At 61.0% G+C, this 12,652-nt stretch carries 11 protein-coding genes; 8 read left to right on the top strand and 3 right to left on the bottom strand.

The annotated features are described in order from the left end of the window. Nucleotides 1-46 precede the first annotated feature (46 nt). Entirely contained in the window at nt 47-1,918 is a 1,872-nt protein-coding gene (locus CFAEC_RS10255; protein WP_290276574.1) for a solute carrier family 23 protein, read from the bottom strand. Between the two features lie 269 nt (nt 1,919-2,187). Between CFAEC_RS10255 and obgE the strand changes: the two genes are divergently transcribed. From obgE to CFAEC_RS10240, 3 genes are all read left to right on the top strand, one after another. Beyond that, entirely contained in the window at nt 2,188-3,696 is a 1,509-nt protein-coding gene (obgE, locus tag CFAEC_RS10250) for a GTPase ObgE (RefSeq protein ID WP_290276573.1), read from the top strand. A gap of 681 nt (nt 3,697-4,377) precedes the next feature. After that, nucleotides 4,378-5,487 carry a glutamate 5-kinase gene (proB, locus tag CFAEC_RS10245; RefSeq protein WP_290279875.1) on the top strand — a complete coding sequence of 370 codons (1,110 nt, stop codon included), beginning with the start codon at nt 4,378-4,380 and terminating at the stop codon, nt 5,485-5,487. Between the two features lie 81 nt (nt 5,488-5,568). Then, nucleotides 5,569-6,480 carry a D-isomer specific 2-hydroxyacid dehydrogenase family protein gene (locus tag CFAEC_RS10240; RefSeq protein WP_290276571.1) on the top strand — a complete coding sequence of 304 codons (912 nt, stop codon included), beginning with the start codon at nt 5,569-5,571 and terminating at the stop codon, nt 6,478-6,480. Nucleotides 6,481-6,501: 21 nt separating this feature from the next. On the opposite strand, the gene CFAEC_RS10235 is transcribed toward CFAEC_RS10240, so the two are convergent. Then, entirely contained in the window at nt 6,502-6,711 is a 210-nt protein-coding gene (locus CFAEC_RS10235) for a hypothetical protein (protein ID WP_290276569.1), read from the bottom strand. 215 nt (nt 6,712-6,926) lie between these two features. Next, nucleotides 6,927-7,550, bottom strand: coding sequence for a RodZ family helix-turn-helix domain-containing protein (locus CFAEC_RS10230; RefSeq protein WP_290276566.1), 624 nt, complete (start codon nt 7,548-7,550; stop codon nt 6,927-6,929). Between the two features lie 363 nt (nt 7,551-7,913). Here CFAEC_RS10230 and CFAEC_RS10225 point away from each other — a divergent pair, with 363 nt between their 5' ends. The 5 genes from CFAEC_RS10225 to rsfS all read left to right on the top strand — a co-directional run bounded on the left by CFAEC_RS10225 (nt 7,914) and on the right by rsfS (nt 12,624). Continuing rightward, the gene (locus CFAEC_RS10225) at nt 7,914-9,209 is read left to right on the top strand and encodes a glutamate-5-semialdehyde dehydrogenase (protein ID WP_290276564.1); all 1,296 of its coding nucleotides are present in this window, start codon (nt 7,914-7,916) and stop codon (nt 9,207-9,209) included. 87 nt (nt 9,210-9,296) lie between these two features. Then, nucleotides 9,297-10,235 (top strand): hypothetical protein, encoded by a 939-nt coding sequence (locus CFAEC_RS10220; RefSeq protein WP_290276563.1) that lies wholly within the window; start codon nt 9,297-9,299, stop codon nt 10,233-10,235. Between the two features lie 5 nt (nt 10,236-10,240). Next, nucleotides 10,241-11,308 carry a PE-PPE domain-containing protein gene (locus tag CFAEC_RS10215; protein ID WP_290276561.1) on the top strand — a complete coding sequence of 356 codons (1,068 nt, stop codon included), beginning with the start codon at nt 10,241-10,243 and terminating at the stop codon, nt 11,306-11,308. Nucleotides 11,309-11,333: 25 nt separating this feature from the next. Continuing rightward, complete coding sequence (nadD, locus tag CFAEC_RS10210) at nt 11,334-11,966, top strand: nicotinate-nucleotide adenylyltransferase (protein WP_290276558.1); 633 nt, start codon at nt 11,334-11,336, stop codon at nt 11,964-11,966. Nucleotides 11,967-12,150: 184 nt separating this feature from the next. Then, nucleotides 12,151-12,624, top strand: coding sequence for a ribosome silencing factor (rsfS, locus tag CFAEC_RS10205; protein WP_290276557.1), 474 nt, complete (start codon nt 12,151-12,153; stop codon nt 12,622-12,624). The last annotated feature ends 28 nt before the right edge of the window (nt 12,625-12,652 follow it).

Genomic DNA, 12,652 nt, shown 5'->3' with positions numbered 1-12,652 from the left:
CATGAAAAAAGGGCAGATTCCGAAAGGAATCTGCCCTTTTTGGGGTTTAGCTCATGAAATCGGTGTCGGTGAACTTCCGGTCGAAGGCGGTGCGGGCAGGGTTGGCGTCTTCGAGGACGATATCGAAACGGTCGTTGGCGATCTCGATGATCTCGCTGAGTGATTGGCGGTGTTCCTGCTCATCGGAGTTATCCAGGCGACGCAGACCTTCGGCGATCACATCATCGACGGTGTCGGTGGTGTCGAAATAGGCCACATACGGCATGGAGAAGCGTTCGCGGTACTGGTTAGTCACGGTGGTGAGCTTCTCGCGGTCCACGTCATCGAGTTCCTCCAGACCGATGGAACCACGGTCCTGGGAGATCAGGGCGGCCTCGTCCTGGTCGGCGAGCAGGAGCTGGGCCATGTCGGGATAGTCGTGGATCAGATCTTCACGGGCCTGGATCGGTGCGGTGAGAACAGCGATCTGGATGGCTTCACGCAGTTCGGTGACATTGGAGAACGGGCGGGACTCCCACGCGATCTCCAGGGGCCAGGTCTTGCTGTTGAACAGTGGGGAGAGGGTATCCACGAACTGGTCCTGTTCCATGCCGTTGACCTGGTCCAGCGTCAGTTTCTTTCCGGAACCGGAGGTGGCCACATTGGTCCCTGACTGGCGGCCGATGTGGAAGAACAACAGGTTGAGGATGATCGCGGTGATCGCACCGACGGACATGCCTGAGGAGACAAAGATCCGTGCCCATTCAGGGAAGGCCTGGGCGATGTCGGGGCGGAAGGTGACCAGCATGGCCAGGCCCAGGGCAGAGGTCACGATGACGGCGTTGCGGCTGTCACGCAGGTCGGACTTGGCGATGGTCTGCAGACCCACCCAGGCCACATTGGCGAATAGTGCCAGGGACGCACCGCCGAGGACAGGGGAGGGAATGGAGGCCACGATGGCACCGGCCTTGGGCAGGACACCCAGGATGATCATGAACACCGCAGCGGAGGCGGCGACCCAACGGGACTTCACACCGGTGATACGGACCAGACCGACGTTCTGCGCGAAGCAGGTATACGGGAAGGAGTTCATGATGCCGCCGATGAAGGTGGAGAGGCCATCGGCACGCAGGGCGCGGGTGATGTCGTAGCGGCGGGTTCGCTTGCGCACGATTTCACCGGTGGCGAAGACATCGCCGGTGGTTTCCACCATGGTGATGATCATGACGATGATCATGGAGAAGATCGCCACCACGTTGAATTCAGGCAGACCGAAGTAGAAGGGGGTGGTGATTCCGAAGGCATCGGCGTTGCCGACCTCGTCGAGGTTGGCGTCGCCAAGCAACAAGGCCGTACCCGTGCCGACCACAAGGCCGAGCAGCACAGCCAGGGTACCCAGGAACCCGCGGAGGAAACGCTGCGCGAGGATGATGATGAACAGGGTGCCGAAGCCATAGGCGAGGTCACGGGGCGCGGGGACGCCATCGGCGTAGTTGACGAAGTCATTGGCTGATACCGACAGCAGGGATGTACCCATGACCAGCAACACCGAGCCGGTGACTACCGGTGGGAAGAAGCGCAGGAAGCGGGTGAAGATGGGTGCTGCGAAGAAGGTGAACAAACCAGCCACGATGACGGCGCCGTAGATGGCGGGCAGGGAGGCCACACCACCTTCACCGTCGGTGACACCGAGGCCGATCGCAATGATGGGGGCGACCGCGGTGGTGGTCACGCCCTGGACGATCGGGAGGCGGACACCGATGTGCTTGCCGATGCCGATGGACTGGATCAGCGTTGCGATACCGCAGGTGAGCAGATCAGCGTTGATGAGGTGAATGGTGGTGGCCGCGTCCAGGTTGAGCGACTGTGCAATGAGCAGCGGCACGATGACCGCACCGGCATAGAACGCCAGCACGTGCTGCAGGCCCAGAGCTGCCATTTTAGGTGCGGGTGGCACCTGATCGACCGGATGTACATTCCGGGTTACTGTTTGAGTGGTCACGGCGGTTCGGGAGTGTCCCTTCGTCCTCGATATGAAATTAATCCTCTGTCATTCTGCCCTTCTGGGAAGCACCAGCAAAATAAGTTTGGTCAGGATCACATCCGCAGCTGTCAATTGTGGTATTGGCACTGGTAGGATCGAAGAACCTTAAGGCGCAGTCAGTACAGGCGCCAGAATTACCTTTGATCAGGAGTGACACCGAATTTATGAACCGCTTTATTGACCGCGTTGTTCTTCATCTCGCCGCTGGCGACGGAGGCGACGGCTGTGTCTCGGTGCACCGTGAAAAATTCAAACCCCTCGGCGGCCCCAACGGTGGCAACGGTGGACATGGTGGTGACATCATCCTCGAGGTGAGCCCCCAGGTGCACACCCTGCTGGACTTCCACTACCACCCGCACGTGAAGGCTCCACGTGGAACCAACGGTGCAGGTGCTGACCGTCATGGTGCCCGCGGAGAGAACCTCACCCTCAAGGTGCCGGCCGGCACCGTCGTGCTGGATGCCAAGGGCGAAACCCTCGCAGACCTGACCACCGTGGGCATGAAGTTTGTTGCCGCAGCAGGTGGCCAGGGTGGTCTGGGTAACGCAGCCCTGGCCTCCCGTGCCCGCAAGGCCCCCGGTTTCGCACTCAACGGTGAGCCGGGTGAGCAGCATGATCTCATCCTGGAACTGAAGTCCATGGCTGATGTCGGACTGGTGGGTTTCCCATCGGCCGGCAAGTCCTCCCTGATCTCAGTGATGTCCGCAGCCAAGCCGAAGATCGGTGACTACCCCTTCACCACGCTTCAGCCGAACCTGGGCGTGGTCAACGTGGGACATGAAACCTTCGTCATGGCTGATGTGCCGGGTCTGATCCCGGGCGCATCCGAGGGCAAGGGCCTGGGACTGGAGTTCCTGCGCCACATCGAACGCACCTCCGTGCTGGTACATGTGGTGGACACCGCCTCCATGGATCCCGGCCGTGACCCCATCTCTGACATCGAGGCACTCGAGGCGGAACTGTCCGCCTACCAGTCCGCCCTGGATGAGGACACCGGACTGGGCGATCTGAGTGAACGTCCCCGCGTGGTGGCTCTGAACAAGGCTGATGTGCCTGAGGCGGAGGAACTCGCGGAGTTTCTGAAGAAGGATATTGAGGAACAGTTCGGCTGGCCGGTGTTCATCATTTCCGCGGTCGCTCAGAAGGGCTTGGACCCACTGCGCTATAAGCTGCTTGAAATTGTCCAGCAGGCCCGTAAGAAGCGTCCGAAGGAGAAGCTGGCGGAGAGCGTGATCATCACGCCGAAGCCGGTGGATGGCCGTCGTCGTCGCGCTGAGTTCGAGATCAAGAAGGACCCGGAGAACCCCGGTGGCTTCCTGGTTGTTGGTGAGAAGCCGGAACGTTGGATCCTGCAGACCGATTTCGACAACGATGAAGCCGTGGGGTACCTCGCTGACCGTCTGGCCAAGCTGGGTGTGGAGGACAAGCTCCGCAAGGCCGGCGCCCAGACCGGTTCCGAGGTCACCATCGGTGGCGTCACCTTCGAATGGGAGCCGATGACCTCCGCTGTGGATCTCGGTGCTTCCCCGCGTGGTACGGATATGCGCCTGGAGCAGACCGACCGCATCTCTGCTTCCGAACGTAAGCGTGCCTCCCAGGTGCGTCGTGGCCTCATCGATGAATTTGATTATGGCGATGGCGAAGAGGCTTCCCGCGAGCGTTGGGAAGGCTAGTTACTCCCAACCTGCCCGTCCCATGTCTGGATCCCGGACGTTGACACTGATCGGTTGACACTCATCTGTTGACCGCCACGGGGACGGGAGTGAGGGGCAGCGCCCCACCCGGTAGAGGGTAGAAAACTGGAGTTCTGTTACAACTGCCATGACATTTCCGCAGGCCGCGGGAAACAGGCGGAGACAGAACTCCAGTTTTGCTTTTTCGCCAGGCCCACATGGTGCGGCGCAGGGGTTATGCATCGATTCTTAAATCTAGAGACACCCCAGCTGCCCGCTCGTTGGCTCCTTCCGGCACTTCCCCTCAAAGACAACCCTCGCGACCCCATGAAACCGCTGCTCACAGTCGGTACTCCGCGCCCCACACACCCACTTAGGGCCATGGAATAAAAACCGTGGTCAATCCGCCTGCGCGTGGGATAATACTGTCAACCAAAGCATATCGGTGTATACGATGGGATTGCTATGAATCAACTGACCCCTTCTCAGTCCGAGGCCGACGAGCCTTCCGATATTCCAGATTCCGTCCGGTTGCGTGATGAACTCCCCACGCCCACCCCGGTGGGTACGGTCACGGGACTCCCTGTCACCCCTTACCGACAGGAGGACAGTATCGGTGCCAGCTTCCCGGCACCGTCACCGGGTACGGAGGAGAGCGCAGCATTCGGCCATGAGTCCGACATGCGTGAGCGAATCGCCAATGCCAAGCGAGTGGTGGTGAAGATCGGTTCCTCATCGCTCACCAGTGATGAAGATGGCCACACCGTTGATCCGAACCGCATCAACACCATCGTCAATGCCCTGCAGGCCCGCATGGAAGCTGACTCCGATCTGATCGTGGTGTCCTCCGGTTCCGTGGCCGCGGGTATGGCACCACTGGGGTTGACCACCCGCCCAACAGATCTGTCCACCAAGCAGGCGGCAGCGGCTGTGGGCCAGGTCCACCTCATGCACCAGTGGGGACGCTCCTTTGCTCGTTATGGCCGCCCCGTGGGGCAGGTGCTGCTCACCGCGGGTGATGCGGGGCAGCGTGACCGGGCGCGCAATGCACAGCGGACCATTGATCGTCTGCGCATGCTGGGTGTCATCCCGATTGTGAATGAGAATGACACCGTGGCCACCACCGGTGTGAATTTCGGTGACAATGACCGTCTGGCGGCCATCGTCGCCCACCTGGTCAGCGCGGATGCCCTGGTGTTGCTCAGTGACGTGGACGGACTCTTCGACCGCAACCCGACTGACCCCGGTGCGCGGTTCATCTCCGAGGTGCGTGACGGCAGGGATCTTAAAGGTGTGATCGCCGGTGACGGTGGAAAGGTCGGCACCGGTGGCATGGGTTCCAAGGTGTCCGCGGCGCGTCTGGCCTCCCGCAGTGGTGTGCCGGTGCTGCTGACCTCGGCTGCCAACATTGGCCCTGCACTGGAGCATGCCCAGGTGGGCACCGTGTTCCACCCCAAGGAAAACCGCCTGTCCGCGTGGAAATTCTGGGCCCTCTACGCCGCTGATACTGCCGGAAAGATCCGCCTGGATCAGGGCGCTATGGAGGCCGTCACCTCCGGTGGAAAGTCGCTCCTGGCGGTCGGCATCACCGAGATCGTTGGTGATTTCCGCGCCGGGGAAATCGTGGAGATCCTCGGGCCCAGTGGGCAGATCGTCGGTCGTGGTGAGGTCAGCTATGACGCGGAAACCCTTCTGCCCATGCTGGGAATGCAGACCCAGGAACTCCCTGATGATCTACAGCGGCCTGTGGTGCACGCGGACTACCTCTCGAATTACGCCAGCCGGGCGTAAGTGCTGAGGGTGGTGGGGCTTTTCGTCGATAAGCATTTTTTGGCTACCTTGGTGCATACCGCAACCTAAGGAGTAACCATTATGAAGTTTGTCATGATTCCCCATGTCTGGGAGGACACCGCCGCCGCGATCGAGGCCGGCGGGCACCAGCAGGTGACCGATCTGAACGACGCTGACCTGCTGTTCTTTAACGGTTCCGCGCCGGAGTTCCCCGAGCTGCCCGACAATATCAAGATCGTGCAGGCCTCCATGGCTGGCATTGATGCGCTGGTGCGCCGCGGTGTGGTCACCGATCAGGCACGTTGGGCGAACGCCGGTGGCCTCTACGCGGACACCGTGGCGGAATCCTCCGTGGCGCTGCTGCTCGCACAGCTGCACCGCCACAACATCACCGCACGCCGCAAGACCTGGGCGCGCGGCGAGGTGCAGCGCACCAAGCAGTGGCTTTACGACGAAAAAACCGTCGCCATCATGGGCGCTGGCGGCATCGGACTGCGTCTCATCGAATTATTGAAGCCCTTTGGTGTGCGCATCATCGCCGTGAATAACTCCGGCCGACCCGTCGAGGGAGCCGATGAAACCTTCGCCATGTCTGATGCAGATCATGTGTGGTCCGAGGCTGATTATTTTGTCATGCTCATGCCGCTGACCGAAGCCACCACGGGCATTGTCAACCGCGAGACCCTGGGCAAGATGAAGCCCACCGCCGTGGTGGTCAATGTGGGCCGTGGTCCGCTCGTGAACACCGATGACCTGGTGGAGGCCATCCAGAACGGCACCATCGCGGGTGCGGCACTGGATGTCACTGATCCCGAACCCCTCCCGGACGGACACCCGTTGTGGGACCTGGATGATGTGGTGATCACCCCACACACCGCGAATACCTATGAGCGCATCCGTTCCCTGACGGGGCCGCTGACCGTGCGCAACATTGAACTCTTCGAGGCCGGCGAACAGATGGAGACCGAAGTGGACGTGGTCGCCGGGTACTAGGTGGATGTTTCCCCGGGCTGGTTACGGTGATCTGGGCGGTGCGGGGAAGAGGTCAGCGCTGAGGTTGGACGAGACCGGTTGATAATCAGCGTCCCGGGTGGGAACAACCGGGGTCGTGGGCTCCGCCGGGGGACTCTGCCTGATCACTGGCGACACCAGCGCGAGAACCAACAAACCAACCGCCATGAAGACGATGATGGCGCGGGTGATTCCGGTACGCATGGTGGCCAAGTCCATCTCCTTCACTGCAGGTGCGGGGTGGGTGGGACGGAGCGGAGATGCAGTCTCATCTCTTCCCCGCAGACTAACCCAACGATCCCCCGACTGGTTTGATGTTATCCAACTGTGAACAGACTGCGATGCAGGAGAGATGAAGGCACCGGGATGATCACTGGGGCGATCACTGGGTGGTCATGGGAATGATCACTGGGGCCTTGCTGCGGAGATCAGTAGATGTACACCACCGCATCGTTTCCACCGGAACAGGCCATGAGCCTCTCACTGCGCTGCTCGCAGGTCAGATTGTAGGGTTCTCCCGTGACGGGGCTGGTCACGGTGATCTCTGGTCGGAGATTCTGCCGAATACTGTCCATGGTGGGGTTGAGGCCCTCAATGAGCTCCTGATGCACCTCGCTGACGAACTCACAGCTGGTGTTGGCGTTACCCGCCCAGATGTTGGTTCCCCAGCCATCCCCGTAGATGCAGATGGTGGCTGTCTCACCGGCGATGGTGGTGTCCTTGCCCACGGGGTCCGGTGGGAGCTCATCCCATCCCGGGATGTCTGTGGATGAGGCGTTGTTGGTTGTTGCAGGTGTGCCGGGTGCCTGTCCGGGGGTGGTGGGTTCCGCGGTGGCCGGGTTCGTGGGGGCGGTGTCGGTCTGGTCGCCGGAGATGCCGGGGGACGTGGCAATCGGGTCGGTGGTGAGTTCCGCGGTGGCAGTGGGAGTGGTCTCGGTGACCATGGTGGCGGATTCAACGGGGGCAGTGTCATCTGATGAATCCGAGGTACATCCGGCGAGGGCGAGGCCACCGACTGCCAGAATCACTCCGAGGGTACGAAAGGTGTTCATGTCTTCCTCCTCCCGTGTGGGGGATCCACACGGTATGTGGCGTGCTCTGCGCACGCGGTGTGCCTGCAGACTAATCCACACGAAAGGTAGGTGGTTGATCGATAACAAGTAGTTATCCAACTGTGAGCGCGTTGAAACCGGATGCGGGTGCGCCCGCGGGCTTCATACCCCGGAGGTTCCTCTACCGCAGCGATGCGTTAACCGCCTGGCAACGCTTATCGACGCCCCTTAACCTTCCGGCCCTCAGCGGTGGTTTCAGCGTCTGAGTCTGTCGCGCCCCCGGGTATGTGGCACACGTGGGTGGAGTGATTCCGGACGCGATCCTGGGGGTGGTTCCCTACGAGGTCTGTATGGTTGGAGAATATGACTTCACAGAACTCAGATACCCGTATCCGTGAAAATGAACGAGAAGAAGTACTGGCCAAGGCTGCAGCCGCCAAGAAGGTAGCCCCCGAGGTCGCCCAGCTGGGCACCGGTGTGAAGAACCAGATCCTGCTCGCAGCAGCAGAGGCACTCATTGAGCGCTCCGCAGAGATCATTAAAGCCAACGAAGAAGATATCGCCTCCGGTCGTGCCAACGGACTGGAAGAATCCCTCATTGATCGCCTGTCCCTGGACAATGACCGCATCGAAGGTATCGCATATGGCCTGCGGCAGGTCGCTGGCCTCACCGATCCGGTCGGTGAGGTGTTGCGTGGGCATGTCATGGAAAATGGCATTCAGATGCGCCAGATCCGGGTGCCGCTCGGAGTGATGGGCATGGTCTACGAGGCCCGCCCCAATGTCACCGTGGATGCCTTCGGCCTGGCACTGAAATCCGGCAACGTGGCCCTGCTCCGTGGTTCCTCCACCGCGGTGCACTCCAATACCGTCCTCGTCGGGATCCTGCAGGATGTGGTTGCCAGGTTCGATCTGCCACGCGAGACGGTTCAGTTGCTGCCATGTGAGACCCGCGATTCGGTCCAGGACCTCATCACCGCCCGTGGTCTGGTGGATGTTGTGATTCCCCGTGGTGGCGCAGGTCTGATCAACGCGGTGGTCATGGGGGCAACCGTGCCCACCATCGAAACCGGTACCGGCAATTGCCACTTCTACATTGATGCCGAGGGTGATCTGGATTCGGCCATCGCCATGCTCATCAACGGCAAGACCCGCCGGTGCAGTGTCTGCAATGCCACGGAAACCGCCCTCATTGATGCCGCGCTCCCTGATGCGGACAAGCTCAAGATCGTCCAGGCACTCCAGGAGGCCGGCGTGACCATCCACGGTCGTGTCGCTGAGCTTGAGGCCTTCGGTGCCACCGATGTCATCGAAGCCACCGAGACCGACTGGGACTCTGAGTACCTCTCCTTCGACATTGCTGTCGCAGTTGTGGATGGGGTGGATGCTGCGATCGATCACATCGAGAAGTACAGCACCCACCACACCGAGGCGATTGCCACCAGCAACGTCTTCACCGCGCAGCGTTTCGCCGACCGCGTGGATGCCGCGGCAGTGATGATCAATGCTTCCACCGCCTTCACCGACGGTGAGCAGTACGGCATGGGCGCGGAGATCGGTATCTCCACCCAGAAGCTGCACGCGCGTGGCCCGATGGCACTGCCGGAGCTGACCTCCACCAAGTGGATCCTGCAGGGCACAGGCCAGACCCGCCCATAACATCCTCTCGCCCCGTTCACCCCAGTGAGGGGGCGGGGTGCCCCCAGTTCCTGGATCCGCAGGCACGCCGCCATATAGTTGTCAGTTATGCATAAGGTGGCGCGTTTCCTGACTGGTATCCTCCTGAGCGCTCTGGTGTGTGCGTCCGCACCCATTGCGAGCGCGGGGGACATGGGGTTCGATGTCCCCGTGGCGGACTGCCCCTCCACCGTGGTGGTGGTTGCGCGCGGTAATGATTCCCGGGATAGCGTCACCCCGGTCCGGTACAGCCCGCAGTCGGATTTTGTCTCCACCGGCTGGGAAGGCGAGAACATCCGCACCTTCCTCCAATTTGCGGAGAACCGTCACGCGGCGGCCAACCAGGGACAATCCCTGTTGGCGGACACCTATGTCCTCGGCTTGAGCGAGGAGTACTACCCGGCTGATGTCAGCATCCCCGAGGTCACCGATGCCGCGGATCTGGGAGCCGTGCTTCCCCAGCTGGGCGGGTTGGTGACTGACACCGTCTCGGGTCTCAAGAACAGCCTCGACGTGTCCATCCCCGGTATCCGTACCGCCATTGAGAATTATGAGACCAGCTCGGGATGTACCCCGGGTTATATCCTGATCGGCTATTCCCTGGGAGCGACTGTCCTTTCGTTCCAGGAATCCTGGCTTGCGGAGAAGGGGCAGCTGGTGGGGACCCTGTACCTGGGCAGTGTGCACCAGTCACCGGGAGACCCTGCCGTGATCGGAGCGATCGCCAGCGCCGGGGGAGTGCTCGGGCGACTGCCCTATAACTCCCTGGAGACAGCACGCAGCCCCAACCGGATCATGTACTGCATCCCCGATGATGTGGCCTGCGATCCCACACCCACCGCTGTGCAGCGGGCGGTTGATGAAGCCAGTGACAGTCCCCATGCCCAGTATTTCCTCGATCCGGAGTCAGAGGTGCATATCGGTGAGGTTGCTGACAGGTTCAGCAGCTGGATTGTAGAAGAACACGGGAAACCTGCGCACCCAGCAGGCCAACAGACGATACATTAAAGGCCATGAGCATATTCGGTTCTGTGATGAAGTCAGCTGTTGCCGCCCTGTCAGCAGCCCTCCTGCTGGCAGGTCCGGCAGGGGCCGTCAGCAGCGGATCGTCCGGGTCCTCCGGGTCCTCTGCCTCCTCCGCTGTGGATTCGCTCAGCAGTGGCTCCAGTAACCTCCTGGACAGGCTCTTTCCCGAGACTGACGAGCAGTTCCTCGAACGGGTAACCAAGCCGCTGGATGATTCCTATATCCCCCTGCACCCGGTGCTGCAGGAGGAGCTGTACTACCAGGTTTTTGATCCACCACAGATGGGGGAATGCCCCGCCGTCACGGTGATTGCGGCGCGGGGCAGTGAACAGAACTCACAGATCCGTCCTGCCAGGTACAGCGAGGAAGCGCCGTGGACCTCCAACGGGTTCGAGGAACGCAACCTCCGGCACTTGTTCGGTCGCATGGAACAGCAGCATGTCCGGGATACCGGGGAGTCCCTGATGAAGAATGTTTATGTCATGGGGTTGAGCCATATCGACTACCCGGCGGCCATGCCACTGTCCTCTGACGGGTCGACGGCCATCGAATTCGGATCATCGCTCATCACCGGACGGGAGAGCGTGATGGAGGCCATCGACCGGTTTGAGATGGAGACAGGCTGCCGATCGCAGTATCTACTGGTGGGTTATTCCCAGGGTGTGCTGGTGGTGGATGGACAGGAACCTGAGTTGATTGACCGGGACCAGTACGTGGGAACACTCCTGGTTGCCAACCCCGCACTCCGTGCTGATGATCCCACCATCATCGGTCATAGGTCGGCCGCGGGCGGTCTGATCAGTTCGGTCGATGAACCCACCCTGCATCATCCCAATAAGATCAACTATTGTCTGCCCGGTGATGTGGTGTGTGACCGTGATGGTGAGCAGTTCTCCACATCTGGATCCTCGCTGGCAGGGGCGTATCTCAGCACGGGAGAATCCCGTGGGGGCAGGGCGCATCTACAGTACTTTGTCACCCGCCAGATCTGGGATGAAGAGGTCATGTCCACGGTGTCCGGTTGGATCTCAGACGCCGTCGCCCGCGCCGGGTAAACACAAAACGATATACTTTTCCCCTATGACTCCTGACACACACCGCCGGAGGAGAATCGGCATCATGGGTGGCACCTTCGATCCGATCCACCACGGACACCTGGTCGCCGGTTCGGAGGTGGCTGACCGATTCGGCCTGGACATGGTGATCTATGTGCCCACCGGCCAACCGTGGCAGAAGGCTGACCGGGTGGTCAGCCCCGCGGAGGACCGGTACCTGATGACGGTGATCGCCACCGCCTCCAACCCGAGGTTTCATGTGTCCCGGGTGGATATTGATCGCGGGGGTGACACCTACACCATCGACACCCTGACCGATATCCGCGCGCAGTATCCGGATGCGGACCTGTTCTTCATCACCGGCGCAGATGCCCTGGCCATGATCGTCACGTGGCGGGACTGGGAGACCATGTTCGACCTGGCGCACTTCGTGGGTGTCACCCGCCCGGGATATGAACTGGATGATGACATCATCCCGGAGATGCACAAGGATCGGGTGTCACTGGTGGATATTCCCGCCATGGCGATCTCCTCCACGGATTGCCGGGAACGGGCCCGGGACGGGCACCCTGTCTGGTACCTGGTGCCGGATGGGGTGGTTCAGTACATCACCAAACGGCAGATGTACCAGGCGGGCACACCGACCGCTGAACCGTAACCAGCGGTGGAGGTGGGCGTCGATAAGCGCGGGTGATGCGTCCGAAAGTTCCAACTTCGCCGCAAAAGTAGGTGAAAACACGTCCTTCGTGGAAAACTGGGAGAGGTTGACGTCCGGAATCGATTCGGTGCGTCGGTTCTCCCTGTTCCAGGGGAGGGCTACTACAGCAGTTTTAAGGATATTTGTGTCTGCAACTAATGAGTCAATCCGTCTTGCCACCATCGCGGCTAAGGCGGCCGATGAGAAGAAGGCTGAAGACATCGCCGTCATCGATGTCTCTGACATGGTCGCCATCACCGATGTTTTCGTCCTGGCCTCCGCTGACAATGAGCGCCAGGTCGGCGCCATCGTCGAAGAGGTTGAGGCGGAGATGACAGCGGCTGGTTTCGAGCCGAAGCGCCGCGAGGGCAACCGCGAGAACCGTTGGGTGCTCCTTGATTACGGCATCCTGGTCATCCACATCCAGCGTCAGGCTGAGCGTGAATTCTATGGCCTGGATCGTCTCTACCGCGATTGCCCGCTCATCGACGTGGAGGGCCTGGAGACCATGCAGCGCCCCGCTTCCTGGTCTGATGAGACCGACATCCGTACCGTGGATTCCATCGAGGATCTGCCACCCGTTCCGGCTGAGTACGAGCCCGGGTACGAGGACGACTAAGATCTCCGGCATCACCGACGAGGGGACG

This window comes from Corynebacterium faecale, assembly GCF_030408735.1.
GTDB classification, from domain to species: domain Bacteria; phylum Actinomycetota; class Actinomycetes; order Mycobacteriales; family Mycobacteriaceae; genus Corynebacterium; species Corynebacterium faecale.
This window is presented reverse-complemented; position numbering and strand designations above follow the sequence as displayed.

Bases quoted from the DNA above. Each gene is read 5' to 3' on its own strand.
- CFAEC_RS10220 (WP_290276563.1), top strand. From the start codon at position 9,297: ATGCATAAGGTGGCGCGTTTCCTGACTGGTATCCTCCTGAGCGCTCTG.
- CFAEC_RS10225 (WP_290276564.1), top strand. From the start codon at position 7,914: ATGACTTCACAGAACTCAGATACCCGTATCCGTGAAAATGAACGAGAA.
- obgE (WP_290276573.1), top strand. From the start codon at position 2,188: ATGAACCGCTTTATTGACCGCGTTGTTCTTCATCTCGCCGCTGGCGAC.
- CFAEC_RS10230 (WP_290276566.1), bottom strand. From the start codon at position 7,550: ATGAACACCTTTCGTACCCTCGGAGTGATTCTGGCAGTCGGTGGCCTC.
- CFAEC_RS10215 (WP_290276561.1), top strand. From the start codon at position 10,241: ATGAGCATATTCGGTTCTGTGATGAAGTCAGCTGTTGCCGCCCTGTCA.
- CFAEC_RS10255 (WP_290276574.1), bottom strand. From the start codon at position 1,918: ATGGCAGCTCTGGGCCTGCAGCACGTGCTGGCGTTCTATGCCGGTGCG.
- proB (WP_290279875.1), top strand. From the start codon at position 4,378: ATGCGTGAGCGAATCGCCAATGCCAAGCGAGTGGTGGTGAAGATCGGT.
- nadD (WP_290276558.1), top strand. From the start codon at position 11,334: ATGACTCCTGACACACACCGCCGGAGGAGAATCGGCATCATGGGTGGC.
- CFAEC_RS10240 (WP_290276571.1), top strand. From the start codon at position 5,569: ATGAAGTTTGTCATGATTCCCCATGTCTGGGAGGACACCGCCGCCGCG.